Raw genomic sequence first — 24,289 nt, 5'->3', positions numbered from 1 at the left:
AGCCCCTTGATAGCAGAGCCGCCCCATAAATGGGAAAATAAGTTGGTCAGAAGGCGGCGGCTTGGCCGGCGCTCGACGCCTTGCGAGCGACCACCGCCTCGTATCCGGCCTGCAATGTGGCGCGGACGGAAGGCCGCCCCGCCGCTGCAACTGGCGTCCCCAGATGGTCGTGGCGCAACTCGTCCATGAACTGCTCCCACATTGGCGGACCGCCCTTCTCCAGCAGTTCGGCGCGGATCGACAACTCCTCGCTGACTGGCAGCCAGACGCGGCCCCAGGCACCGAGATGCGCCATGATCGGCACCAGCGTGATGGCCATCTCGGTCAGGCTGTAGATCGCCTTCTGCTTGTGCGAGGGATCGTCAGCCTTGGTCAGCATGCCGAGTTCCATCAGCCGCTTCAGCCGGTCAGCCAGGATGTTGGAAGCGATGCCCTCGATCGAGCCGTTGAGCAGCTCGCGAAAGTGGCGTTTGCCGCCAAAAATCATGTCGCGCAGGATGATCAGGCTCCAGCGGTCGCCGAATACTTCCAGCGACAGATTGATCGGGCATCCCGAGCGGTGTTCGGTTTTCATCCGACTCTCCCCAAAAAACCAGTTGCATTATCGTATCAGTTTTATTATCGTGCAATCGATTGCAAAATGCAATCAGTTTGAAGCTTAAGCGAGGAGATTCCCATGACAAAGGCCGCAGCACCCGAAATCGTCTCCCAGACGTTTGGCGATCCCGGCGATCCGGCCATGCTGCTGATCATGGGCGCCATGGCCTCGATGCTGTGGTGGCCGGAGTCGCTTTGCAAAAAACTCGCCGGCGAAGGCCGTTTCGTGATCCGCTACGACAACCGCGACACCGGCCTGTCGACCAAATATGCGCCGGGCGAGCCGCCGTATACATTCGATGACATGGCGGACGATGCCGTGCGCGTCCTCGACAGCCACGGCATCGGGAAGGCGCATGTGGTGGGGATGTCGATGGGCGGCATGATCGCGCAACGGCTGGCGCTGAGACACCCCTCGCGTGTCATCACATTGACGGTGATCAGCAGTTCGCCGGTGGGGATCGATACATCGCATCTGCCGGGGACGACCGAGGCCTATATGGAGCACTCGGCGGACGGCGCCAAGGTCGACTGGTCGAACCGCGAGCAGGTGGTCGGCTTCGTCGTCAAGGACGCCCACGCCATCGCAAGCACCGCGCATCCGTTCGACGAGAAGGCGATGCGGGCATTCATCGAACAGGACTATGACCGATCCGGCGGCTTTTTGAGCGCGACCAACCATTTCATACTGAAAGGCGGCGAGGATGTGAAAGGGCGCCTGCACGAGATCGAGGCGCCGCTGCTCGTCATTCATGGGACATCGGATCCGATCTTTCCGGTCGAGCATGGCGCTGCCCTTGCCGACGCTGTTGCCGGCGCACGGCTTGTCCGCATCGAAGGCGGTGGCCACGAACTGCATCCTCAGGATTGGCCGATCATTGTCGCCGCCCTCGTCGCGCATACCAAACCCTGACGGGCGGGCCGGAACCTTGACACAGTCGCCTCACGGCAATAGTTAAGTAAATGCTTCAGTGTTGCGCTGACTGGCATCGCTCCAGCAGCGACGAACCACAAACAGACGAGCAAAAAATGTCCCTGACGTTGCATTTTCATCCGCTGGCATCGTTCTGCTGGAAACCGCTGATTGCGTTTTACGAGAACGCCACGCCGTTCACGCCGGTCATCGTCGATCTCGGCGACGAGCAGTCGCGCGCGGCGTTCCTGAAGGTGTCGCCGACCGGCAAGATGCCGGCGCTGCGCGACGACGCGCGCAACCGCACGGTGCTGGAATCCACCATCGTCATCGAATATCTGGCCGCGCATTATCCAGGGCCGGTCGAGCTCATCCCGGCCGAGGCTGACCTCGCTCTCCAAGTCCGCCAGGCCGACCGTTTCTACGATTTCTATATGCAGGCGCCGATGCAGAAGATCGTCGGCGACAGGTTGCGGCCGCAGGACAAGACCGATCCGTTCGGGGTCGAGGAGGCGCACGCGCAACTGCGCAACGCCTACGCGATCGTCGAGGAGGAGATGCGCTCGAAAATCTGGGCGGCCGGCCGCACCTTCACCATGGCCGACTGTGCGGCCTCGCCGGCGCTCTTCTATGCCAACAAGGTCGAGCCGTTCGGCGACAACTATCCGGCGGTGAAACGCTACCACGACCGCCTGCTCAAGCGGCCGTCCTTCTCCAGGGTGATCGAGGAGGCGCAGCCCTACTTTAAGTTCTTCCCCTACAACAACGGCTAACCTGCCATGCTGCACGATCCCGCCCAGCTCGACCTGATGTTCCAGGCGCTTGCCGATCCGGCGCGGCGCAGCATGGTCGAACGGCTGTCGCGCGGGCCGGCTTCGGTCAGCCAGCTGGCCGAACCGCTGGCGATGTCGCTGTCGGCCGTCGTCCAGCATCTGAACGTGCTCGAGGCAAGCGGGCTGGTGCGCTCGGAAAAGCTCGGCCGCGTGCGCACTTGCCAGATCGCGCCGCAGGCGCTGCGCAGCGCTGAACACTGGATCAACGAACGGCGGCTGACATGGGAACGCCGGCTCGACCGGCTGGGCGCTTTTCTCGCCGAGACCGAAGACTCAGAAAACTGAAGGAGGCCATTTTGACCGAACGATCCGTCGTCCACTCCACCTTCGTGCTTGAGCGCGTCTATCCGGCGGCGCCGGCGAAAGTCTATTTCGCGCTGAGCGATGCGGCCGCCAAGCGGCGCTGGTTTGCCGATCCGGACAGCCCACGACCCAGCCGCTACGAGATGGATTTCCGCATCGGCGGCAAGGAGATCAATGTCGGCGGGCCCAAGGAGGGACCGCTCTATACCTTCGCCGCCACCTATCTGGACATCGTGCCCAATGAGCGCATCGTCTACAGCTATGACATGCTGGCCGGCGATGTCAGAATCTCGGTTTCGCTGGCGACAATGGAGCTCCGCCCGGAAGGCACAGGCACGCGGCTGGTGCTGACCGAGCAGGGCGCGTTTCTTGATGGCCACGACACGTCTTCGTCGCGCGAGCATGGAACCGGGTTTCTGCTCGATGCGCTGGGCAAGGCGCTTGCCGCGGACGTCTGAAGCGCAAATTGCGGCCTATGGCGCAATCACCTTCTCCCGGCCCTCTGGTTCCACCATCTTGAGCCGGGTTTTAGGCCCGTCAGCCTCCAGGATGACATAGCTGACATCGTCGCCGCCAACGAAGCTCAGCCCGGCGCTGGCGGTCGAGGCAGCGATCTTGACCGAGGGCTGGCCGTTTTCGGGGATCAGCCGGAACAACACGGTCCCGGCCTCGCCTGCAGTCGCCGGCAGGATCGAAATGCTGGAGCGCAGCCGGCCTTCGCTGTCGACGATTTCAAGACCGCTGCCCCGCAGGATGCCTGCGCTGTCCTGCGCTTTGGCCGGGAGAATCTGCATCAAAGCGAGGGCGACGAACAAAACCAGATTAACCGCAGTCACGGCACCAAGAAGCGTTTCGCGTCGCATCGGTGGTCCTCCTGTCGTAAGGCAAGGGGCAAGGACCGGCTGTATTTTCCGCGTCGCGCCCGGCCTATGCTTCCCAGAACTGGTCTAGCCAAATATTGAGCTTGAGGAAGCCGGCACTGCTGACCGTATAGACCCGCCTCGTGCCTTCGGCCTTGGCCTGAACCAGACCGGCGTCCAGCAATACTTTCAAATGCTGAGACACGGCCGGGCGAGAGACTGGCAGGCCCGAAGCCAGTTCGTTGACGGTTTTCGGACCGCGCCGGAGCTCTTCCAAGAGATAGCGCCGGTTGGGATCGGCAATCGCCATGAAGGCGTCAGAAAAGATCATGCCTATACTTGTGGGGCAAAGTTTTTCAAATCTCAACCGTCAGCTTCCGCTTTTCTGAGCCGCAATGCTTCAGGGGTGACCGAGCGGTCGGCCGGCTGGGTCTTGAAGGCATCGCGGTCTTCGATCGGCACCGGCGCGCGGCGGCTGATGCGCAGCAGCGTGTAGGCGGCGAGGCTGAGATGCGCCAGAGCGGTGGCCAGGAACAGGCCTTCGGGGCGGAACCAGCCCATCAAAGCGGCGGCAAGCAAGGGCCCGATCATGGTGCCGAACCCGTACAAAAGCAGCAGGCCGCCCGAGACCTTGACGAAATCCTCGGCGCGCGCGTGGTCGTTGGCATGCGCCACCGCGATCGAATAGAGCGTGTAGGCAAAGGCGCCATAGGCGGCGGTGAGCACAATGACGAGAACCGAGGAGTGCGGTTCGAACAGGAAGATCAGGATGGCGAACAGTGCGGCGCCGAAAGCGGCGCCCGCCAGCACGAAACGACGGTCGGTCTTGTCGGAGAGGCGCCCGGCCGGAAGCTGCATGGCGGCACCGGCAACAACCACAAGGCTCATCATCAGCGCGATCTCGGCCGTGGAAATGCCGATGCGGGCGCCATAGACGGCGCCCAGCGTGCCCCAGGCGCCGTTGGCGATGCCGACCAACAGGCAGGCGACCGCCGACACCGGTGAGTTGGCATAAAGCCCTTTGACGTCGAGCTTGACGTCCTGCAACGGCTTGGGAGACGAGGCCGATGACACCGCAGTCGGGATCAGCGACAGGCAGAACAATATGCCGGTGATCATGAACAGCGATGCCGATTTGACGTCGCCGCCGGCAACGATCATCTGGCCGCCCATGATCGAGGCATAGGTGACCATCATGTAGAGGCCGAAGACGGTGCCGCGGTTCTCATTGGTGGCCTTTTCGTTCAGCCAGCTTTCGATGACCATGAAGGCGCCGGCCATGGTGAAACCGGTGAAGGCGCGAAGCAGGATCCAGACATATTCGTCGATGATCAGGCCGGTGAGCAGGGCGACGATAGCGCCCGACGCGGCAAAGGCGCCGAACGCCCTGACATGGCCCGCGCGGCGCACCAGGCGCGGTGCGAAGAAGCAGCCGGTGACGAAGCCGCCGGCCCAGGCGGTGCCCATCAGGCCGAGCGATGCGGTGGAAAACCCTTCGATCTGGCCGCGCAACGGCAGCAGCAGGCCGTGCAATCCCGAAGCCGCGAGCAGGAAAGCAGTGCCGCGAAGCAGCGAGAGGATCGGTCTGTAACTTGCAAACATTGTTTGATCCGGCTGGAGGGGCTTGTCAGTTCTGAAAGCGGGGGCGACTCTGAAGACAGGCGCATTCGGGCTTTTCGGCGGCGAATGCTTCGGCGCTGAAACCAACGCCAAAACTAGCCGCGGCGAAACAGGGCTTCGGCAGCCGATTTGGTACTGTCCTTGGTCTGGAGTTCGGCTTCCAGCCGGGCGATCTCGTCGCGCAATATGCCGATCCGCTCGGTCAGGTCACCGACCGAAAGCAGCGACAGATCCTGCCCGATCTCATGCGGCCGGGCTTTCTTTTTTGGTTCGTCGTCGAAGATCGCCATCGTCGCTCCTCGCTCATTCAGCATTTGCCTGATCTGGCAATCAGCATACATAGGGCAGGGGCGCTGATGCAAACAGCCGGCGGCAAGCCGGCGCGGCAAGACGGGAAATTTCATGGCAAGCGGACAGAAAATTCCAGCCAGGATGACGGCCATTGCAATTTCGCAGCCCGGCGGGCCGCGGGTGCTGAAACCGGAAACGCGCGATGTGCCGGTGCCCGGTCCCGGCGAAATCCTGATCCGGGTGTGCGCGGCCGGCGTCAACCGGCCCGACGTGCAGCAGCGCAAGGGCGCCTATCCGCCGCCGCCCGGCGCCTCGGACCTGCCCGGCCTCGAGGCATCGGGCGAAGTGGCAGCCCTTGGTGACGAGATTTCGCGCTGGCGCATCGGCGACCGGGTCTGCGCGCTGACGCCTGGCGGTGGTTATGCCGAATATGTCAAGGTTCATGCCGGCAGCGTGCTGCCGCTGCCTGCCGGCTTCACCCATACCGAAGCGGCCGCGGTGCCGGAAAACTATTTCACCGTCTGGCACAATGTGTTCGAGCGCGGCGGCCTGAAGAAAGGCGAGACATTGCTCGTGCATGGCGGCTCGTCGGGCATCGGCACCACGGCGATCCAGTTGGCGTCGGCCTTCGGCGCCTATGTCGTCACCACTGCCGGCAGCAAGGAGAAGTGCGACGCCTGCCTGAAGCTCGGCGCCGACCGGGCGATCAACTACCGCGAGGAGGATTTCGTCACCGCGGTCAAGGATGCCACCGGCGGCAAGGGCGCCGACGTCATTCTCGACATGGTCGGCGGCGACTATGTCGCGCGCAACTATGAGGCGGCGGCGGTCGAGGGCCGGATCGTCCAGATCGCCGTCCAGGCCGGCGCGGTGGCGAGCGCCGATTTTTCAAAAATCATGGTCAAGCGGCTGACCCATACCGGCTCGACGCTGCGGCCCCGCACGGTCGAGTTCAAGGCAGCGATCGCTGCGGCGCTCGAAGCGCAGGTGTGGCCGCTGCTCGGCACACGCAAAGTGTCGCCGGTCATGGACATGATCTTCCCGCTGGCCGACGCCTGGCGCGCGCATGAGCGCATGGAAGAGGGCGAGCATATAGGCAAGATCGTTCTCGACGTCGGCTAGGGCATATCGATGTTCAGGTGAGGCCGGTCTGCAAATGATGGCGTCCTGCGCTTCCGGTGCTCACGTACAAAAAGTACGCTCCGCTCCGGTTCTCGGACGCCACCATTTTCGACTCGGCCTGACCTGAATCTCGACACGCCCTGGGCGTGTGTCCGCTGCTAGCAAGATGAACAGAACCTTAATGGTGCAATGCAGCATTTGCATTGCGGCTATGCAAAGACGTCTGTTCAATTCGTGGGCAGCACTGCCTATCTAAGCGTCATCGAAACGATTTGATCCAACAACTGGAGGAATACCATGAACCCGATCCGCGCTTTCCGTAACTGGCGTATGTACAACGAAACCGTGCGCGAGCTGAACAAGCTCAACGCCCGTCAGCTCAGCGACCTCGGCATCAGCCGCGGCGACATCGAGCGGATTGCCCGCAAGGCCATCTAATTCGGAGCATGGCCGGCCGTAAGGCCTGGCCATGTGCTGGAAGCAAGAGCCGCAGCAGACGTTTACCGTCGCCGGTTCCGAGCCCGCTGGACCCTGTCCGGCGGGTTTTGTCGTTTTGGACCCTCTTTTTATGACTCGGCATCAACGATCGCCGAGGCCGAGGCTTTTCCGACCTCCACGCAGTCTGCGTCCGGCGGGCACCCTGCGCCAAAAACATTGCGAAACGGCGGCGGAGCGGTTATACAGGCCGCGAATTTCCCATTTTGGTGGCTCTAAACCACCGCCCGCGCGGGAACGCGGGCGAACGAGAAGGATTTTTGAAATGGCCAATACGCTGCTGATGCCCAAGGCGACCGCCGTCTGGCTGGTCGACAACACCGCGCTCTCCTTCGAGCAGATCGCGCAGTTCTGCGGACTGCATCCGCTCGAGGTCAAGGCGATCGCCGACGGCGAATCGGCGCAAGGCATCAAGGGCATGGACCCGATCATGACGGGGCAACTGACCCGCGACGAGATCGCGCGCGCCGAGAAGGATCCGAACCAGCGCCTGAAACTGTCCGACCCCAAGGTGCGGGTGCCGGAATCCAAGCGCAAGGGGCCGCGCTACACGCCCCTGTCGAAGCGCCAGGACCGACCCAATGCCATCCTGTGGCTGGTGCGCAACCACCCGGAATTGAAGGACGCGCAGATTTCGCGCCTGGTTGGCACCACCAAGTCGACGATCGAACAGATCCGCGAGCGCAAGCACTGGAACTCGGCCAATCTGCAGCCGATGGATCCGGTGACGCTGGGTCTCGCCTCGCAGATCGACCTCGACATGGAAGTCAACCGCGCCTCGCGCGGCCGCGAACAGGCGCAGCCTGTCGGTGACACGCTGCTGCCGGCAGCCTTGACCGAGCGGCTGGTGCCGGCGCCGGAGAAGCCGAAGGACGAGGATGCTGAGCTCGACGCCAACGCCGTGTTCGCCAAGCTCTCGGCGCTCAAGTCCAAGAACGAAGATACCGACGACGAGTAGGCTTCGCCACATCAACAAAAAAGCCCGCTTCGTGCGGGCTTTTTTGTTGGAGGTAGGTCTCAGCTGCGGGCTGCCCGGTCCGGCGTAATGCCGTAATCCTCTGAGCGTTCGACCGCGCGGTAGAAATCGGCGAGCTGTTTGCCGCGCTCCGGCTTGAAGATGCGGCCGGCGATGACCACCGAGGCGATGCGGTCGATGCGGAAGGCGCGGAAATCTTCGCGCATCTCGCACCAGGCGATCAACGTCCACACCTTGCCCCAGAACCACAGGCCGAGCGGGCGGATATCGCGCCCGGTGCTGCGGCCGGCCTCGTCGCGATAGTCGATGGTCAGCACCTGACGCTTCTCGACGGCGCGCTCGATCAGGTCGATCGCCTCGCGGGCAGCGTCGCTCACCACCCACATCGGCGTATGGATCTCGGTGCGGGCGATGCGGTCCTTTTCGGCGTCGGGCAGCACCGCGCCGATCTTGACCAGCGCCTCGTCGGCGGCGCGCGCCATGGCAGCGCCGCCAAAGGCGCGCACCATGCGAGCGCCGGCGACCAGGGCCACGATCTCGTCACGCGTGAACATCAGCGGCGGAAGGTCGAAACCCTCCCTCATCATGTAGCCAACGCCCGCCTCGCCATCGATCGGCACCCCGGTCGACTGCAAATCGGCAATATCGCGGTAGATGGTTCGTTCGGAAACCTCGAGCCAGGTGCCGAGCTTCTGGGCGGTGACCAATCTGCCACCGCGCAGATGCTGCACGATCTGGAAGAGCCTGTCGGCACGGCGCATCGTATGGTCCCTCGGCTGCGTTTCTATGAATGTCGTGGTCCCTGAATCGGGTCCGGGCGACATCCACTATGGTTTCAATCCTTCGCGCTTACGCTGCGCGGCGACGAATTCCGCGCCGAAGGACAGTTTCCTCGTCGTCGGCGCGTTGGTGTCGAGCACGCGCCAGAACGGCGCAATCGCTGATAATTCCATGCCGCGCTCGAGATCCTCGTTGGCGGCCTCTGCAACAGTGCGCAGATGATAGCCGATGGTGACCGGACATGTCACTTGCGCCCCGTGCTCGATGGCGAGCGCGGTGCGCAAGGCGCGGACGTCCATCTCGACGCCGTTGGGTATGGAGCGGATGAAATCATCGACCTGGCGGGCCGTCGGCACCAGCATCGGCTGACCCTCGACGACGTCACCTATCGTGCGCGGCGTCGGTTTCACGCCATTGATGCCCGGCGTGTTCAGCCTCTCGTTCCAGCTTTTCACCATTCATGTCTCCTGACACGTTTATGGCATGGCGCTCCTGACAGCATTCTGTCAGGAGCCTTCGGCATCGTCGGTAGCGAGCACAAAAAAGGTTTGCGCCAGCCCGGGGCATCGCTGGCCGAGTTTCATGTCAATGATCTGGGCGTTGCAGGGGCCGCATCCAAGCATTGTCATGAAAAAAAGCCTCAGACCTCGCGAATGCGGCTGCGACCCTCATACATATCGGGCCAGCCAATGTCCTTGCGGATGTCCGCCGGCAGGGAGTTCAAGAAGCGCTGGGTACGGACTTCATTGCGCATCGTGCGGATCTTGCCGACATAGTGCTGTACGCTGTTCAAAATACCAAAGCTGTTCATGACCGTCTCCTCTTCTCTAATGGAGACACTATCGCACACCCCTCCTGACAGCAGTCTGTCAGGAGCCTGTCAGGTCGCTGAAGAAAGCTGCGAGGTGCGTTGCGAGTGGCTCGGAAACGAGCCTTTTGTCAGGAATGGCCGGATTGGCAAAGACCATGCAAGAAGCGCTTTGACAGCCGTCCGCGATGCTGGTCAAAGGCGGCATGTCGAAACTGCTCGCCCTTGTCATCATCGGCATGATGGCCATCCAGCTGATCAAGCCGCTCGGCTGGCCTGGCTTGAGGCGGCGCGGCGATTTCTGGAAGCTGGCTCTGCTCGCGATGGCGGCTATCGCGCTGGCCGGTGTGCTGGGACACTGGACATAGCACCGCCCTTGCCGGAGCGGGCAGGCCTGTGTCAGGTCGGATCGACCGTTCCCATGGCGATCATGCGAATTGCGGTGAGGCTGGGGACGAAGAAGTAATCGCCACCGCGCGTCGTCACGAATTCAGGCAGATTCGCCGCGATGAAGGGCGTGGCGTTGGCCGGTCCAGCCGGAATGACGTGCTTGCTGGATTCGGCCCGGTTGCCGGTCAGCGGGCAGGTGTCATTGCCGGCTTCGAAATCCAGGCCGTAGCTCATCCATTGCTGCTGGATGAATTCGAACTGCCGGAAAATGCTTGAACAGATCGCCATCATGATCACGCCCTGTTCGCCGTCGGGATCGGCATAGGGCAGCCCGCGCCGCAGGATGCGGCGGCGGTTGGTGAGCGTGCTTGCCCCATGCGTCTCGCTCAGCAGCGGATCGAGCATGTCGCGCGGATTGGCGCGGCGTATATGGGCGCCGAACGGGCATTTGGCGCCGTCTGGATCATCGCCGTAACGGAAGCCGGTGAGCAGCCGGGCAAAGGCGGCGAGCCGCTCCTGGTGTTTGACGTCGTCGCGCGGCTTGCGCAGCGCGGGGTCGATGCAATCAGCCCATTCGGCCATCAGGCGCTGGTGATCGGCCCAGTTCGGCGCGGCCAGCAGCGAAATGCCGGACCGCCAGCGGCCGACCAGCTTAGCCGAGACGGTCTCATAGGCCTCCATGTCGTCGGCGATGCCGGTAACCTGCTTCCACAGGGCCGCCTGCCGCCGCATCTCGGCCTTGAACCCCGGCACGTCCTGGCGCAGCTTGCGCCAGACCATGAAGGTGCCGTTGCGGGCAAAGCCGGGCGGCTGCGTGGCGACCGGAAATTCCTGGCCCTCGTCGACCTGACCGAGGATGAACTCGCCGGTCTCGAGTGCTTTCCAACTGGTCTTGGGATCGTAGGGGCCTTCAGCGATCTTGCCAGCGCCGATGACGGCGCGCGCCTCTGCGTCGGCCTGGAATTGGCCGCGAAAGACCGGATCGCTGATGCCGTCGGTGAAGCCGAAGGGCTCCTTCGGCTGCGGGACCATCGTGCCGTCAGGGCCGGGTTCCATCAGCGCGGCGGAATCCTGCCAAAGGCCTTGTCCGTCAGCTCCGTGCCCAGAGAGAAGGGCAACGCCACCATTGGATTTTGCCGCAAGCTCCTGCAGCCATGCGGTCCATAGCCCGAGTTCAGGCAGCGGCGTGCCGTCGGGATTGGCGCCGACATTGAGCGACACCCAGACATGAACCGGGCGAACGCTGCCGTCGAGATGCGCGTGCCACACCGGGTCCCAATGCCTTGGCGCGCTGCCTTCGACATCGCCGAGGATGTCGGCGCGGCAGCCCATGCCGTCGATGAACTCGTCGGGCAACAGTCGCAGCGTGCGGGTCGGCAGATCGAGTGCGCGCAGGCCCAGATAGGTGAAGCCGATGTTGAGCGTGATCGGCGGCTTGCGCAGCAGTGTGGGTCCGGCGCCGCCAGCCTCGGACTTTCCCCATGGCTCGGCGGTGGTTATACGCGGCCGGATGCCTTGCACGAACAGCCGGCCGGCGGCAGCATCGGTGATGGTCCCGAAATCAACAGTATTTCGAAAATAATCGATCCAGTTCTCCGAAACCGGCTAGCCCGAACCCGTGCCCGATCTGGTCAATCGGCGAGGACCTGCCCAACCAGGTGTTCGGCCCAGGCCCGATACCCGGCTTCCGAGGCATGAAAACCGTCGGAGGCGAAACCCTCTTCGGGATTGGTGATCGGTAGGCGCGGCGCGGGCACGGCGCCGCGCTCGAAACACAGGCGCTTGCCCATGCGGTTCATTGCGGTGGCGCGGATCTCGAGGATCTTGCCGAGCAGTGGTGGCATGGCCGGTGCGCGGGTGAACTCCAGCACCGGCGACCAGACGACACGCGCCTCCGGCCATTTGGCGCGCAGCGCGTAGAGCAGGCCGCCGAATTCTTTCTTGAAGCGCGGCACGGAGTGGAAATTCTTGGTGTCGTTGGTGCCGATGGCGAGCACGACATGCGTCCATGGATCGGCCGACAGATTGGGCAGCACATGGTCGCGAATCTGCCCCGACGTTGCCGAGTTGAAGCCGGCGGCGCGCCAGCGCACGGCATTGCCGGTACGCTGCGCGATCATGACGGCGAGTTGCGCCGCCAGCCCGTCCTCGGAATTGCCGATGCCGACCGAGGCAGCCGAGGAATCGCCCAGCACCAGCAGCGAGATCGCCGGCGCCCTGCCGGATATCTCATGCATCACCGGCCCTTGCGCCGGCAGCATGCGGGTGGTGCGGCGACGCACGCCGAGCCCCTGCCAGACATAGACGGGGTAGGCGAGCCAGGTGAGGAGGGCCGGGAAGCGCATGGCGATACCGTTATCTGGCGGCAGGCCTAGCGCATGTTCGGGCTGAGGTGAACGCCTTCAATCGTCGCAGCAGTTCGGCTTGTCCGCGTGCCTGTCCTGATATTCGTCATGCAGCCGCACCCAGTCCATCAGGTTTTGATAGGGGCCATTTTCGTCGCGGCCTTTGGGCGTCATGTCGAGATAATCGTAAGTGCCGATCTGAGCCTCGCCGCCACGGGCGCGCGACGTGAAGGTGAGGAAGATGTCGCCGTTCTCGTCCTTGCAGAAAACGCTGGTGCCGGGAAGATCCTTCGATGTCCGTGGACGTGTCTCGAAATTGTAGGTGGTGTCGCCGGCCGCGATCTGCTTGTCGGTGAACGAGACCTGCATGTCGAAGTTGAAATCCGACGCGTAGGACGACACCCAATCGAATTTCCAGCCCATGCGCTGCTTGTAAGGCAACAGCTCCGCCAGTGGGGCCCGCGCAACCACGACCAGAGACACGTCGTGATGCCTCAGATGCTGGTTGGCGCCGTCTATATGGTCGGCAAGGAACGAACAGCCTTCGCAGCGATGATCCGACCCTGGCGTCATCATGAAGTGATAGACGATGAGCTGGCTGCGGTTGGCGAACAGCTCCGCCAGGTTCTTCGGGCCTTGCTCTGTCTCGAAGACGTAATCTTTCCGGATCTTCAGCCAAGGCAATTCACGCCGCTCGGCGGCGATGCGCTCGCGAAACCGCGTCAGTTCCTTCTCGCGCGCCAGATGCGCCTTGTGCGCCTGGAACCAGTCTTCGCGCGAAAACACCTTGTTGCTAGGCATGAACTTCTCCCTGTCTGTCATCCCAAGGACGTTCGGAATGGGCAGGAACCGACATCGCCGTCAGCTTTTGCCGAAGGGGAGATAAGGACGGACAAGCTCCATCCCAAGCCCGCTCGCCATAAACAAAAACCCGGGCGCATCGGCCCGGGTTTGAATAAGACGGAAGGATCGCGCTCAGGCAGCTTGTTCGAGGGCAGGCTTCCATTTTCCCAGCGCCGCCAGATGGTTCATGTGGGCGCGATGGGTGAAAGCGGCCTGGCCGGCGGCGACGTTCGATGCCTTGCCGCTCCAGGCCTTTTGCGGGGCGGCCTGCAGGGCGCGGCCATAGGAGAAGGTCAGCTTCCACGGATGAGGGCCGATGGCGTTGATGGCGTTGAGGTTGGCCGTCGCTTCCTCGTCGGACTGTCCGCCCGAGAGGAAGGCGATGCCCGGCACTGCTGACGGTACCGTCTCGCGGAACAGCTTTATGGTCTTTTCAGCGATTTCCTCGGGGCTGTTGGTCTTGCCGGATTTCTTGCCTGCAATGACCATGTTGGGCTTCAGGATCGAGCCTTCCAGCACCACGCGGGCCGCATGAAGCTCGTCATAGAGCTTGATCAGCGTCGCCTTCGAGACCGCGTAGCAGGTGTCGATGTCGTGGGCGCCGTCCATCAGCACTTCCGGTTCGACGATCGGCACGATGCCGGCTTCCTGGCAAAGAGCGGCATAACGGGCCAGCGCATGGGCATTGGAGGCGATCGAATTGGCCGAAGGCACGCCCTTGCCGGTGTCGATGTCGATCACTGCGCGCCATTTGGCGAAGCGAGCGCCGAGCTTGTAATAATCGGCAAGGCGTTCGCGCAGGCCGTCGAGGCCTTCGGTGATGGTATCGCCCGGGAAGCCGGCCAGCGGCTTGGCGCCGGCGTCGACCTTGATGCCGGGAATGGCGCCCGATGCCTTGATGATTTCGACCAGCGGCGTGCCGTCGGCGGCCTTCTGGCGGATGGTTTCGTCATAGAGGATGGCGCCGGAAATGTATTTGGTCATCGCGTCCTTGGCGCGAAACATCATCTCGCGGTAGTCGCGGCGGCTGTCGGCGGTCGATTCGACGCCGATGACGTCGAAGCGCTTCTTGATGGTGCCGGAGCTTTCATCGGCGGCCAGCAGGCCCTTGCCACCGCCCACGATCGCGGCGGCAATGTCTTCGAGACGTTCGCTCATTTTGCTTCTCCTGAAGGGGTCTGTTCCGCGCTTAACGGAAGTCTACCGCCAAAGGAATGGCATCGGGAAGCTCGAATCGATTGAAAGTTCCCGGCGCGTCATTTGGCGCCGTCGTTCCGGTCAGGCCGGCTTTTTCAGCACATCCACGCCGGGAAGTGGCTTGCCTTCCATCCATTCCAGGAAGGCACCGCCGGCGGTCGAGACATAGGTGAAGTCGTCGGCGACGCCGGCATGGTTGAGTGCGGCCACCGTATCGCCGCCACCGGCGACCGAGACCAGCTTGCCGGCCGCGGTGCGGGCCGCCGCATGCTTTGCCGCTGCCACCGTCGCATGGTCGAAAGGTTCGATCTCAAAGGCGCCGAGCGGGCCGTTCCAGACCAGCGTCGCGGCGCGGTCGATCCATTCGCCGATCGCCTTCACGGTCTTTTCGCCGACATCGAGGATCATGCCGTCGGCCGGCACGTCCGAGATGGCGACGGTCTCGCAGGCCGCGCCCGCCTTGAATTCCTTGGCGACGACGCCGTCGACCGGCAGGATGATGGCGCAGCCGGCTTCGGCAGCCTCAATCATGATCTGCTTGGCGGTCGGGGCAAGGTCGTGCTCGCACAGCGACTTGCCGACAGCGGTGCCGCGCGCGGCAAGGAAGGTGTTGGCCATGCCGCCGCCGATCACCAACGCGTCGACCTTCTTCACCAGGTTCATCAACAGGTCGATCTTGGTCGACACCTTGGCGCCGCCGACAATGGCAACGACAGGGCGGACCGGATTGCCCAGACCTTTCTCCAGTGCCTCGAGTTCGGCCTGCATGGTGCGGCCGGCATAGGCAGGCAACAGCCGCGCCAGGCCTTCGGTCGAGGAGTGCGCCCGGTGCGCGGCCGAAAAGGCGTCGTTGACGAAAATGTCGCCATTGGCGGCAAGCCTTTCGGTGAAGGCCGGGTCGTTCTTTTCCTCGGTCTTGTAGAAGCGAGTGTTTTCGAGCAGCAGCACGTCGCCCTTGTTCATGGCGGCGACTGCACTTCCCGCCGTGTCGCCAACGCAATCCGAGGCAAAGCCAACGGGACGGCCGAGCACCTCGGCTGTGGCCTTGGCGATCGGCTCCAGCGAGAATTCGGGCGAGGGACCGTCCTTCGGCCGGCCGAAATGGGCGAGCAGGATGACCTTGGCGCCCTTGCCGGACAGCTCGGCGATGGTCGGCGCAATGCGTTCGATGCGGGTGGCGTCGGTGACCTTGCCGTCGGCGACGGGCACATTGAGGTCGACCCGCACCAGCACGCGCTTGCCGCTGATATTGCCGATATCGTCGAGTGTCTTGAAGGCGGCCATGCTGGTTCCTTTCCGTGAAAATCGCCGGGACCATACCTCGCATCAATGACGATGCAAGGCTTGAGCTTGGGCGGGAAACAAATTTTGAGGCGACGGCATTAGTACGGCATTAGTAAAGATGGGACGAACTTTCGTTCGGTCAGCGCCGCCCCTCATTGCCCTGCCGGGCATTTCTCCCCGTATAGTGACGGGGAGAAAGGTCGCTGTCATCGATGGTTTTGCCAATCGCCTGCATTGCAGAGTGGGCGCCAAGCCTGCGGCTTGTTCCCTTCTCCCCGTCACTATACGGGGAGAAGGTGCCGGCAGGGGATGAGGGGCGGCGCGGACGGTTGCCTTGTCAGCTCTCCGTCGTTGCCTTTTCCGGCTCCGGTGCCGGCTTCTCGTCAGCCCGCGCCTCTGCCGTTTCCGTCGGCTTGCGCCAGTTGCGGATGAAGGCGGAGACGCGGTCGCCGATCTCGCCGGCGCTGAGGAACACCGGCACCCGCGCCACCGGCGCGGTCGGCTCGAAGGACAGTCCGAGGCCTGTGATCTTACCCTTGTCGTCGACGTCGCGGACGATCAGCTCGATCGGCCCGATCAGCACCCGGTCGGCATATTCGGCGTGGCCGCCGAGCCTTGCCGTCACCAGCGCGCCGACGGTGAGCTTCTGCTCGGCTTCGGTCAGGCCCGGCGTGTAGGCTGCTTCCAACTCGGCGGCGGAGCGCGCCGGATCGACGGCGAAGGCGCCGAAGAAATCGGCATCCTCAGGGTCGACCACGGCGCGGCTGGCGAACAGCTTGTCGAGCAGGCGCGGATAGCGGTCAGGCACGAAGATATAGACCTGGTCGCCGGCGGCGAGCCGGCCCATGTCCTGGAAGCGCATCGAGCGGCCGTCGCGCAGCACCAGGGAGGGCCTGGCCCAGCGCGGGATGCGCTCGCCGCGCGCCACCGGGCTGCCGGGCGCGACGCGGTAGGCGAGAAGCTCGTGATGGGCCGAGCCCGGCAGTTCGAGCTCGACCTTGTCCAGCGGACCGAGCCTCGCCGGCACGATCAGGCCGAGGCGGCGTGCCAGCGGCCCGACCGTCCAGCCCTGCACCACCAGCGAGACCAGCACGATGATGAAGGCGGTGTTGAAGATGACGCGGCCGTTCTCAAGCCCGCCGAGCAGCGGGGTGATGGCGAGCAGGATGGACACTGCGCCGCGCAGGCCGACCCAGGACACGAAGGCGACCTCGGGGCGCGGCAGGCGGAACGGGATCAGGCAGAGCCAGACTGCGACCGGGCGGGCGACAAACATCAGGAACAGGCCAAGCGCGATCGCCGGCAGCATGATGGCCGGGAACTGGGAGGGCGTCGCGAACAGGCCGAGGATCAGGAACATGATGATCTGCGCCAGCCACGACATGCCGTCCTGGAAGCGCTTGAGGATGGTGACGGCGCGGATGTCGGAATTGCCGGCAATCAGACCGGCGAGATAGACCGCCAGGAAGCCGGAGCCGCCGATGGCGCCGGCCGCGGCGAACACCATCAGCGATAAGGTCAGCACGAAGATCGGCAGCAGGCCGTGGTCGAGATTGAGCCGGTCGACGAGGCGTACGATGGCAAGGCCGCCAAGCACACCGACAATGGCGCCGAGGCCCATATTGAGCACGAAGCCGAGGAACAGATCGGTGACCAGCACATGGGTCTCGGGATTGGCGTGGGCGGCGATGACCTCGACCAGGGTGATGGTCAGGAAGATGGCGATCGGGTCGTTGGTGCCGGATTCGACTTCCAGCGTGGCGCGTACGCGCTCGCGTAAATTGATTTCGCCAGCGCGCAGCAGGAAAAACACCGCGGCCGCGTCGGTCGAGGCGACAGCGGCACCGAGCAGGAAGGATTCCAGCCAACTGAGGTCGAGCAGATAATAGGCGGCAGCGCCGAACAGGCCGGTGGTGATAAGCACGCCGAAGGTCGCCAGCGACAGTGCCGGCCCGGCGGCCTGGCGAAGCGCATTGAGCGGGGTGCCGAAACCGGAATCGAACAGGATGACGGCCAGCGCCAGTGAGCCGGCAAAATAAGCCACGCGCGCATTGTCGAATTCGATGCCGAGACCATCAGTGCCGGTGGCAAGACCGATGCAGAGGAACAGAAGCAGCAGAGGGGCGCCGAAGCGGAAGGCGATCAGGCTCGAAAACGCGGCGGCGACGACGAGCGCTGTGCCGACCAGCGTGACGAGATAGATCGCATGCTCCATCCGTGACTTGCCCCTCGAATTCCTCTTTCTCCCGATTTACGGGAGAGTGGGGCGAAGGCATGGCCAGTGCAAGGCGGGAGGGTGGTTTTTTGCCCTATGCCGCTGATTTTCGTGCATTTTGGCCGGTCGGGCCGACTAGCCACGCGCTCCGACGAAAAACGCCCGGACAAAGCCGGGCGTTCAAAGCTGTGAGACGATGTTTGTGTTCAGGCGATGGTCTTGCCGAAGGCGACAGAGGTGTCGGCCATGCGGTTGGAGAAGCCCCACTCATTGTCGTACCAGGACAGCACCGAAACGAAGTTGCCGTCCATGACCTTGGTCTGGTCGAGCGCCATGATCGAGGAACGCGGATCGTGGTTGAAGTCGATCGACACATTCGGGTGATGGGTGACGCCCAAAATGCCCTTGAGCTTGCCGTTGGAAGCAGCGATCACCGCTTCGTTGATTTCCTGCACGGTGGTGGCGCGCTTGGCGATGAACTTGAAGTCGACGACCGAGACGTTCGGGGTCGGCACGCGGATCGAGATGCCGTCGAGCTTGCCCTTGAGGTCGGGCAGCACCAGACCGATCGCCTTGGCCGCACCGGTCGAGGTCGGGATCTGCGACAGTGCGGCGGCGCGAGCGCGGTAGAGGTCCTTGTGCATGGTGTCCAGCGTCGGCTGGTCGCCTGTGTAGGAGTGGATCGTCGTCATCATGCCCTTTTCGATGCCGACGGCCTCGTGCAGGACGGCTGCCAGCGGCGCGAGGCAATTGGTGGTGCAGGACGCGTTCGAGATGACGATGTGGTCCTTGGTCAGCTTGTCGTGATTGATGCCGTAGACCACGGTGAGGTCAGCACCTTCGGCCGGCGCCGAGACGACGACGCGCTTGGCGCCGGCGGTCAGATGCGCCGCGGCTTTGTCGCGGGCGGTGAAGATGCCGGTGCATTCGAGTGCGATGTCGACGCCTAGATCCTTCCACGGCAACTGCGCCGGGTCCTTGATTGCGGTGACCTTGAATTTTTCCTTGCCGACGGTGATCTGGTCGCCATCGACGCTCACTTCGTGCGGGAAGCGACCATGGACGCTGTCATAGCGCAGCAGATGGGCGTTGGTCTCGACCGGGCCGAGATCGTTGACGGCGACGACGTCGATATCCTTGCGGCCGGATTCATGGATGGCACGCAGGATGTTGCGGCCGATGCGGCCAAATCCGTTGATGGCAACTCTGACGGTCATTTTACTCTCCCTGGGAGCTCGAAAGGCGGCAGATGGGTCCGCAGCTTCATAGCGGCGGATGGCACAAGAATCCAGCCGCAGAAGGCCGAATTTAAATCGATTAGGTTGGTCCAGCCCCACGAAACCGCCTTAGTGGCTCGTGGGACCGATCCTTTACTACTTGGCGTGCAGGCGGGCTTCCGCCGCCTTGGCCGCAGCTTCGGCGGTGATGCCGAAATGCGGGTAGAGCTGTTCGATGGTGCCGGAGGCGCCGAAGCCGTGCATGCCGACGAAGATGCCGTCGGACCCGATCAGGTGATCCCAGCCCTGGCGGATGCCGGCCTCGATCGCCATCTTGATCGGCGCGTCGCCGATGGTCTTCTTGCGGTAGGCGTCGCTCTGCTGGTCGAACAGTTCGAAGCAAGGCACCGAGACGACGCGGGTCGGATGGCCGTGCTTTTCAAGCAGGTCGCGGGCGCCAAGAGCGACCTCGACCTCGGAGCCGGTGGCGAAGATCGTCACCGCGGCGTCACCACTGGCCGCGGCCAGTTCATAGGCGCCCTGGCTGCTCAGGTTCTTGGCCGAGTATTCGGTGCGCACCGTCGGCAGGTTCTGGCGGGTCAGGGCCAGGGTCGACGGCGTCTTTTCCGTCTCAATGGCAATCTGCCAGCATTCGGCTGTTTCCACCGCGTCGGCCGGACGGAAGACATTGTGGTTGGGGATGGCGCGCAGCGCCGCCAGATGCTCGACCGGCTGGTGGGTCGGGCCGTCTTCGCCGAGACCAATGGAATCATGGGTCATGACGAAGATCGAGCGGATGCCCATCAGCGACGCCAGCCGCATCGACGGGCGGGCGTAGTCGGAGAAGCACATGAAGGTGCCGCCATAGGCGATGAGGCCGCCATGCAGCGTCAGGCCGTTTAGCGCGGCGGCCATGCCATGTTCGCGGATGCCGTAGTGGACATAACGCTGGCCGTAGTCGTCCGGCGTGATGTTCTTGGTCTGGCTGGTCTTGGTGTTGTTGGAGCCGGTTAGGTCGGCGGAGCCGCCGATGGTTTCGGGCACGGCGCCGTTGATGACTTCCAGCGCCATCTCGGACGATTTGCGGGTGGCGACCTTCGGCTTGTCGACCGACAGCTTCTTCTTGTAGTCGGCGATGACGGCGTCGAAGTTCGACGGCAGCTTGCCGGCGAGGCGGCGCTCGAACTCGGCCTTCAGCTCGGGCTTGGCCTTGGCAAGGCGGCCTTCCCAGTCGGTGCGCGGCTTGGCGCCGGCTTTGCCTGCGGTGCGCCAGGCGTCGAGGATGTCGGCCGGAATCTCGAAGGGCGGCGAGTCCCAGTTGAAGAATTTGCGCGCACCGGCGATTTCGTCGGCGCCGAGCGGTGAGCCGTGCGCCTTGTTGGTGCCGGCCTTGGTCGGGGCGCCGAAGCCGATGGTCGTCTTGCAGGCGATCATCGTCGGCTTGTCGGAATGGCGGGCGGTTTCGATGGCATAGGCGATCGCTTCCGGGTCGGTGCCGTCAATGTGGCTGGCGTTCCAGCCCGAAGCCTGGAAGCGAGCGACCTGGTCGGTGTTGTCGGCGAGCGAGACCGGGCCGTCGATCGAGATGTTGTTGTTGTCCCAGAAGACGATCAGCTTGTTGAGCTTGAGGTGGCCGGCAAGCGCGATGGCTTCCTGCGAAACGCCTTCCATCAGGCAGCCGTCACCAGCCAGAACGTAGGTGTAGTGGTCGACGAGGTCGTTGCCGAAAGCGGCGTTCATGATGCGCTCACCGAGCGCGAAGCCGACCGAATTGGCGAGGCCCTGGCCGAGCGGGCCGGTCGTCGTCTCGATGCCGGTGGCGTGGCCGTATTCGGGATGGCCGGCGGTCTTCGAGCCGAGCTGGCGGAAATGCTTAATCTGGTCGATCGTCATGTCCTCGTAGCCCGTCAGGTGCAGCAGCGAATAGAGCAGCATCGAACCGTGGCCGGCCGACAGGATGAAGCGGTCGCGGTCGGGCCAATGGGGGTTCTTCGGATCGTATTTCAGGAACTTCGTGAACAGCACCGTGGCGATGTCGGCGCAACCCATGGGTAAGCCTGGATGGCCGGACTGGGCCTTTTCGACAGCGTCCATGGCGAGAAAACGGATCGCATTGGCCATCCGGTCATGTTGTTCACGCGACGTCATGGTACCTCCGGGGTGGGGATTTGTGGGCTTGGCAGAGCCCTGGAAAGGGTGCGCGACACATAGCAGGCGCGGGCTTTTAGTCAACAAATCGGCTGCACATTTGCCGGTCTTGTGATGCCGGCGGCAGGCCCACATTAGCGTTAGCAGGGGACAGTCGCGAGAGCTTTGTTGACGTTGCCTTCACCCGGTGCCTAATGTTTCCGAGATAACGCGTTCTGAACGCGAGCGATTCGGTGATGGGCAGGGCACAGGACGAAGGCCATGACCGGGGAAACCACACTCAAGGAAGTCATCCACAGGCTGGGCAAGGCCATCGAGGGGCTGGAAAACGCCGTCGCGGCCAAGCTCGAGCACGAGCGCGACTATTCCGAAGCCGAGGCTGAAGTGCAGCGCATGAACGCCGACCGTTCCCGGCTGGCGCAGGAACTCGACAATTCCGAAGCCCGCGCCGAAAGGCTGGAAGATGCCAACAAGGAAGTGTCGCGCCGCCTGGTGACCGCCATGGAAACCATCCGCGCGGTGCTGGACAGATAGGAGCTGCAGGCCATGGCACAGGTCACGGTTTCCATCGACGGCAAGCAGTACCGCATGGCTTGCGACGAGGGTCAGGAAGAGCATCTGATCGACCTGGCCGAACGCTTCGACCGTTATGTCTCGCATCTCAAGGATTCGTTCGGCGAAATCGGCGACCAGCGGCTGACCGTGATGGCCGGCATCATGGTGATGGACGAGCTGTCGGAGCTGCAGAAGCGTGTCAAGGGCATGGAGACCGAGGTGCAGACGCTGCGCAAGACGCGCGACGAGGCGCTGACCAAGGCCGACAAGAACGACACCGTGCTGACCAGCGCGCTTGGCGCGCTCGCCCAGCGCATGGAAGACCTGGCCACGTCGCTGGCGGTCAACAAGGCCTGAGCGCACCCTTTTCTCGCAGAAACGAAAGATTGTCGGGCCTAACGTTGGGTCCGTAGCACGAAAGTGCTCGTTCCGCCGCCGACAAGAGTTTCCTATTATCTCACAGCCGCAATTTATGCGCTAAGATGCGGCAATGCCGGAGCGTGGACGCCGCCTTGGTGCCGCTCCTAACGAAATCTGTTGCAGGGGAAATGTGCCATGAGCCTTCGTATCAACGACATCGCGCCCGACTTCACCGCCGAAACAACACAAGGGACGATCAATTTCCATGACTGGATCGGCGACGGCTGGGCGATCCTGTTCAGCCACCCGAAGAACTTCACCCCGGTCTGCACGACCGAGCTCGGCACGATGGCCGGGCTTGAGGGCGAGTTCAAAAAGCGCAACGTCAAAGTTATCGGCATTTCTGTCGATCCCGTTGCGAGCCACGACAAGTGGCAGGCCGACATCAAGACGGCGACCGGCCAGACGGTGAACTACCCGCTGATCGGCGACAAGGACCTCAAAGTAGCCAAGCTCTATGACATGCTGCCGGCGGGCGCCGGCGAGACGTCGGAAGGCCGCACGCCGGCCGACAACGCCACGGTGCGCTCGGTCTACGTCATCGGACCGGACAAGAAGATCAAGCTGGTGCTGACCTATCCGATGACCACCGGCCGCAACTTCGACGAGATCCTGCGCGCCGTCGATTCCATGCAACTGACCGCCAAGCACCAGGTGGCGACGCCAGCGAACTGGAAGCAGGGCGAGGACGTCATCATCACAGCTGCCGTCTCCAACGAGGATGCGATCAAGCGCTTCGGTGCTTTTGACACGATCCTGCCCTATCTCAGGAAGACTAAGCAGCCGTCCGCCTAGGTTTTCTCGACCCGGGCGTTATCGATTTTTGTCCTGTTGTGGCAGGGTGTGCTTGACGGGTGCGCCTTGCTGGATGACCATGCTCCTGGTTCATTCCGGCAGAGAAAATCATTCCTGCCGGAGCGAGGGGCAGGGGGCCGGAAATTGGACGCAGCTTTGGCCAAGCCGCTGGTCAGCGGCTTCTACGACAAGCCGACCGGAGCCATACAGTATGTCGTCGCCGATCCGGCGACGAAGCGCTGCGCCATCATCGACCCGATCCTCGATTTCGACGAAAGGTCCGGCGCGACGGCGACGAAAAGCGCCGATGCCTTGCTGGATTTCATCCGGGCAAACGGACTGGAACTCGAATGGATCCTGGATACCCATCCGCATGCCGATCATTTCTCGGCGGCACGTTATCTTCATGAGAAGACCGGAGCGCCGACGGCGATCGGCGACAGGATCGTCGAGGTCCAGAAACTGTGGAAGGCGATCTACAACTGGCCCGATTTTCCCGCCGACGGGTCGCAGTGGGACCGGCTGTTTGGGGAAGGCGAAACGTTCCTGATCGGCAGCCTTCCGGTCAAGGTGCTGCTCTCGCCGGGACATACGCTCGCCTCAATCACCTATGTCATAGGTGACGCCGCCTTCATCCACGATACGCTGTTCATGCCGGATAGCGGCTCGGCAAGGGCAGACTTTCCTGGTGGCAGCGCGGCGCGGCTGTGGCGATCGATCCAGGATATCCTGGCACTGCCGGACGAAACGCGCGTGTTCGTCGGCCACGACTACCAGGAGGGTGGCCGCGAGCCGCGTTGGGAAAGCACGGTGGCGGAGCAGAGGGAGAAGAATATCCACCTGGTTGCGGCGCACACCGAGGCCGAATTCGTCGCCTTGCGTGAGGGACGCGACAAGACATTGCCGATGCCGCGGCTGATCCTGCATGCGCTGCAGATCAACATGAACGGCGGACGGCTGCCCGAGCCGGAAGCCAATGGAAGGCGGTATCTGAAGTTCCCGCTGGATGGGCTTTGATAGCACGGTTAGTCCCTTCTCCCCGTATAGTGACGGGGAGAAAAAGGCTGTGTCCGAACCGGATAGATAGGTAACAGAATGGACCGATAGCATGGGTGACAGTTTTCTTGTCCGCCGGAGGAACCGGCGATGGTTTGGCGAGAGACTGGCATCATGGACGAGCGGCTTCGGTTTGTTGTGGAGTGTCTTTCTGGAGATGAGACGATGGTGGCGCTTTGTGCGGCCCACGAGATCTCACGCAAGACCGGCTACAAATGGCTTGGAC

28 protein-coding genes and 1 pseudogene are annotated in these 24,289 nt (G+C 63.2%); 13 read left to right on the top strand and 16 right to left on the bottom strand.

Annotation, left to right across the window (positions count from 1 at the left end):
• Positions 1–46 precede the first annotated feature (46 nt).
• Positions 47–574: a winged helix-turn-helix transcriptional regulator gene (locus AC1D1L_RS09725; RefSeq protein WP_477340816.1), complete on the bottom strand. Its 528-nt coding sequence runs from the start codon at positions 572–574 to the stop codon at positions 47–49.
• Between the two features lie 102 nt (positions 575–676).
• Between AC1D1L_RS09725 and AC1D1L_RS09720 the strand changes: the two genes are divergently transcribed.
• The 4 genes from AC1D1L_RS09720 (at position 677) to AC1D1L_RS09705 (ending at position 3,104) form a co-directional block, all read left to right on the top strand.
• Positions 677–1,510 (top strand): alpha/beta fold hydrolase, encoded by an 834-nt coding sequence (locus AC1D1L_RS09720; RefSeq protein WP_477340814.1) that lies wholly within the window; start codon positions 677–679, stop codon positions 1,508–1,510.
• Positions 1,511–1,626: 116 nt separating this feature from the next.
• The gene (locus tag AC1D1L_RS09715; RefSeq protein ID WP_477340812.1) at positions 1,627–2,283 is read left to right on the top strand and encodes a glutathione S-transferase family protein; all 657 of its coding nucleotides are present in this window, start codon (positions 1,627–1,629) and stop codon (positions 2,281–2,283) included.
• A gap of 6 nt (positions 2,284–2,289) precedes the next feature.
• Positions 2,290–2,628, top strand: a complete 339-nt coding sequence (locus AC1D1L_RS09710; RefSeq protein WP_477340810.1) for an ArsR/SmtB family transcription factor — start codon at positions 2,290–2,292, stop codon at positions 2,626–2,628.
• An 11-nt stretch (positions 2,629–2,639) separates the two neighbouring features.
• Entirely contained in the window at positions 2,640–3,104 is a 465-nt protein-coding gene (locus AC1D1L_RS09705) for an SRPBCC family protein (RefSeq protein WP_477340808.1), read from the top strand.
• Positions 3,105–3,119: 15 nt separating this feature from the next.
• Here the strand turns inward: AC1D1L_RS09705 and AC1D1L_RS09700 are convergent, their stop codons facing one another.
• From AC1D1L_RS09700 to AC1D1L_RS09685, 4 genes are all read right to left on the bottom strand, one after another.
• A complete protein-coding gene (locus AC1D1L_RS09700; RefSeq protein WP_477340806.1) occupies positions 3,120–3,509 on the bottom strand; it encodes a hypothetical protein in 390 nt (129 codons plus the stop codon).
• Positions 3,510–3,573: 64 nt separating this feature from the next.
• Positions 3,574–3,837 carry an ArsR/SmtB family transcription factor gene (locus AC1D1L_RS09695; RefSeq protein WP_023706277.1) on the bottom strand — a complete coding sequence of 88 codons (264 nt, stop codon included), beginning with the start codon at positions 3,835–3,837 and terminating at the stop codon, positions 3,574–3,576.
• 32 nt (positions 3,838–3,869) lie between these two features.
• Entirely contained in the window at positions 3,870–5,213 is a 1,344-nt protein-coding gene (locus AC1D1L_RS09690) for an MFS transporter (protein WP_477340804.1), read from the bottom strand.
• Positions 5,214–5,221: 8 nt separating this feature from the next.
• Positions 5,222–5,416, bottom strand: a complete 195-nt coding sequence (locus AC1D1L_RS09685) for a DUF1192 domain-containing protein (RefSeq protein ID WP_477305955.1) — start codon at positions 5,414–5,416, stop codon at positions 5,222–5,224.
• Between the two features lie 112 nt (positions 5,417–5,528).
• Here AC1D1L_RS09685 and AC1D1L_RS09680 point away from each other — a divergent pair, with 112 nt between their 5' ends.
• The 3 genes from AC1D1L_RS09680 (at position 5,529) to AC1D1L_RS09670 (ending at position 7,992) form a co-directional block, all read left to right on the top strand.
• The gene (locus tag AC1D1L_RS09680) at positions 5,529–6,539 is read left to right on the top strand and encodes an NAD(P)H-quinone oxidoreductase (protein ID WP_477340802.1); all 1,011 of its coding nucleotides are present in this window, start codon (positions 5,529–5,531) and stop codon (positions 6,537–6,539) included.
• Positions 6,540–6,836: 297 nt separating this feature from the next.
• The gene (locus AC1D1L_RS09675) at positions 6,837–6,977 is read left to right on the top strand and encodes a DUF1127 domain-containing protein (protein ID WP_023670143.1); all 141 of its coding nucleotides are present in this window, start codon (positions 6,837–6,839) and stop codon (positions 6,975–6,977) included.
• A gap of 322 nt (positions 6,978–7,299) precedes the next feature.
• Entirely contained in the window at positions 7,300–7,992 is a 693-nt protein-coding gene (locus AC1D1L_RS09670) for a DUF1013 domain-containing protein (RefSeq protein WP_032931999.1), read from the top strand.
• 59 nt (positions 7,993–8,051) lie between these two features.
• Here the strand turns inward: AC1D1L_RS09670 and AC1D1L_RS09665 are convergent, their stop codons facing one another.
• The 3 genes from AC1D1L_RS09665 to AC1D1L_RS09655 all read right to left on the bottom strand — a co-directional run bounded on the left by AC1D1L_RS09665 (position 8,052) and on the right by AC1D1L_RS09655 (position 9,601).
• Entirely contained in the window at positions 8,052–8,771 is a 720-nt protein-coding gene (locus AC1D1L_RS09665; protein WP_477340800.1) for a helix-turn-helix transcriptional regulator, read from the bottom strand.
• Between the two features lie 66 nt (positions 8,772–8,837).
• Positions 8,838–9,248, bottom strand: a complete 411-nt coding sequence (locus tag AC1D1L_RS09660; protein WP_477340798.1) for a hypothetical protein — start codon at positions 9,246–9,248, stop codon at positions 8,838–8,840.
• A gap of 182 nt (positions 9,249–9,430) precedes the next feature.
• Complete coding sequence (locus AC1D1L_RS09655; RefSeq protein ID WP_112559800.1) at positions 9,431–9,601, bottom strand: hypothetical protein; 171 nt, start codon at positions 9,599–9,601, stop codon at positions 9,431–9,433.
• Between the two features lie 185 nt (positions 9,602–9,786).
• Here AC1D1L_RS09655 and AC1D1L_RS09650 point away from each other — a divergent pair, with 185 nt between their 5' ends.
• Complete coding sequence (locus AC1D1L_RS09650) at positions 9,787–9,966, top strand: hypothetical protein (RefSeq protein WP_477341484.1); 180 nt, start codon at positions 9,787–9,789, stop codon at positions 9,964–9,966.
• Between the two features lie 31 nt (positions 9,967–9,997).
• Here the strand turns inward: AC1D1L_RS09650 and AC1D1L_RS09645 are convergent, their stop codons facing one another.
• The 8 genes from AC1D1L_RS09645 to tkt form a co-directional block, all read right to left on the bottom strand.
• Positions 9,998–11,509 (bottom strand): Dyp-type peroxidase, encoded by a 1,512-nt coding sequence (locus AC1D1L_RS09645; RefSeq protein ID WP_477340796.1) that lies wholly within the window; start codon positions 11,507–11,509, stop codon positions 9,998–10,000.
• Positions 11,510–11,619: 110 nt separating this feature from the next.
• Positions 11,620–12,333 carry an SGNH/GDSL hydrolase family protein gene (locus AC1D1L_RS09640; RefSeq protein ID WP_477340795.1) on the bottom strand — a complete coding sequence of 238 codons (714 nt, stop codon included), beginning with the start codon at positions 12,331–12,333 and terminating at the stop codon, positions 11,620–11,622.
• Between the two features lie 57 nt (positions 12,334–12,390).
• The gene (locus AC1D1L_RS09635; RefSeq protein ID WP_477340794.1) at positions 12,391–13,134 is read right to left on the bottom strand and encodes a DUF899 domain-containing protein; all 744 of its coding nucleotides are present in this window, start codon (positions 13,132–13,134) and stop codon (positions 12,391–12,393) included.
• Between the two features lie 174 nt (positions 13,135–13,308).
• On the bottom strand, positions 13,309–14,334 hold the full coding sequence (locus tag AC1D1L_RS09630) for a class I fructose-bisphosphate aldolase (protein WP_477340792.1): 1,026 nt from the start codon (positions 14,332–14,334) through the stop codon (positions 13,309–13,311).
• A gap of 120 nt (positions 14,335–14,454) precedes the next feature.
• Positions 14,455–15,657 carry a phosphoglycerate kinase gene (locus AC1D1L_RS09625; protein WP_477340791.1) on the bottom strand — a complete coding sequence of 401 codons (1,203 nt, stop codon included), beginning with the start codon at positions 15,655–15,657 and terminating at the stop codon, positions 14,455–14,457.
• 337 nt (positions 15,658–15,994) lie between these two features.
• Entirely contained in the window at positions 15,995–17,872 is a 1,878-nt protein-coding gene (locus AC1D1L_RS09620) for a potassium/proton antiporter (protein WP_477340789.1), read from the bottom strand.
• Between the two features lie 206 nt (positions 17,873–18,078).
• The gene (gene gap, locus AC1D1L_RS09615; RefSeq protein WP_192259316.1) at positions 18,079–19,089 is read right to left on the bottom strand and encodes a type I glyceraldehyde-3-phosphate dehydrogenase; all 1,011 of its coding nucleotides are present in this window, start codon (positions 19,087–19,089) and stop codon (positions 18,079–18,081) included.
• A 156-nt stretch (positions 19,090–19,245) separates the two neighbouring features.
• Positions 19,246–21,237, bottom strand: a complete 1,992-nt coding sequence (gene tkt / locus AC1D1L_RS09610) for a transketolase (protein ID WP_477340786.1) — start codon at positions 21,235–21,237, stop codon at positions 19,246–19,248.
• Positions 21,238–21,498: 261 nt separating this feature from the next.
• Here tkt and AC1D1L_RS09605 point away from each other — a divergent pair, with 261 nt between their 5' ends.
• The 5 genes and pseudogenes from AC1D1L_RS09605 to AC1D1L_RS09585 all read left to right on the top strand — a co-directional run.
• On the top strand, positions 21,499–21,771 hold the full coding sequence (locus AC1D1L_RS09605) for a DUF4164 domain-containing protein (RefSeq protein WP_023670128.1): 273 nt from the start codon (positions 21,499–21,501) through the stop codon (positions 21,769–21,771).
• 12 nt (positions 21,772–21,783) lie between these two features.
• Positions 21,784–22,149 (top strand): cell division protein ZapA, encoded by a 366-nt coding sequence (locus AC1D1L_RS09600; RefSeq protein ID WP_023670127.1) that lies wholly within the window; start codon positions 21,784–21,786, stop codon positions 22,147–22,149.
• Positions 22,150–22,347: 198 nt separating this feature from the next.
• The gene (locus AC1D1L_RS09595) at positions 22,348–23,007 is read left to right on the top strand and encodes a peroxiredoxin (RefSeq protein WP_112559528.1); all 660 of its coding nucleotides are present in this window, start codon (positions 22,348–22,350) and stop codon (positions 23,005–23,007) included.
• A 144-nt stretch (positions 23,008–23,151) separates the two neighbouring features.
• On the top strand, positions 23,152–24,024 hold the full coding sequence (locus AC1D1L_RS09590) for an MBL fold metallo-hydrolase (protein WP_477340784.1): 873 nt from the start codon (positions 23,152–23,154) through the stop codon (positions 24,022–24,024).
• Positions 24,025–24,153: 129 nt separating this feature from the next.
• Positions 24,154–24,289, top strand: a pseudogene (locus AC1D1L_RS09585) (integrase); the annotation flags it as partial.

The organism is Mesorhizobium sp. P2_D6, assembly GCF_056404315.1.
The sequence above is the reverse complement of the archived record's forward strand: the minus strand, read 5'-3'. Positions and strand labels throughout refer to the sequence as shown.